Raw genomic sequence first — 628 nt, 5'->3', positions numbered from 1 at the left:
TGAGCCTCAACGACTACGACTTCCAGCGTCCCGGTACCCGCCTGGAAGTGCGCTCCAATGTCGGGCGCGCCCATGCCGCGGCCGACTACCCGCTCTACGACTACCCTGGCGAGTATGTGCAGAGTCAGGACGGCGAACACTATGCACGGACCCGCATCGAGGCGATCCAGACCCAGTACGAGCGAGTTCGCCTGCGGGGATGCGCCAGGGGTATCGGGGCGGGCCATCTGTTCCACCTGAGCAACTACCCGCGCCTGGACCAGAACCGCGAATACCTGGTGGTTGGCGCCGAGTACCGGGTAGTCCAGGAACTCTACGAGACCGGTAATGGCGGGGGCGGCTCGCAGTTCGAGAGCGAGCTGGACTGTATCGATGCCGGCCAGGCCTTCCGCCCCTTGCCGTCGACCCCCGTGCCGGTGGTGCGTGGCCCGCAGACCGCGGTGGTGGTCGGGCCCAAGGGCGAGGAGATCTGGACCGACCAGTACGGCCGGGTCAAGGTGCATTTCCACTGGGACCGCCACGACCAGTCCAACGAGAACAGCTCCTGCTGGATGCGCGTCTCCCAGGCCTGGGCCGGGAAGAACTGGGGCTCGGTGCAGATCCCGCGGATCGGCCAGGAAGTGATCGT

At 66.6% G+C, this 628-nt stretch carries 1 protein-coding gene; it reads left to right on the top strand.

The genetic code is table 11. The features are described from left to right. The coding region (gene vgrG / locus HMPREF2914_RS13855) for a type VI secretion system tip protein VgrG (RefSeq protein ID WP_139148213.1) at positions 1-628 on the top strand (628 nt) is incomplete at both ends.

This window comes from Pseudomonas sp. HMSC067G02 (assembly GCF_001813485.1).
GTDB lineage: Bacteria > Pseudomonadota > Gammaproteobacteria > Pseudomonadales > Pseudomonadaceae > Pseudomonas > Pseudomonas aeruginosa.
This window is presented reverse-complemented; position numbering and strand designations above follow the sequence as displayed.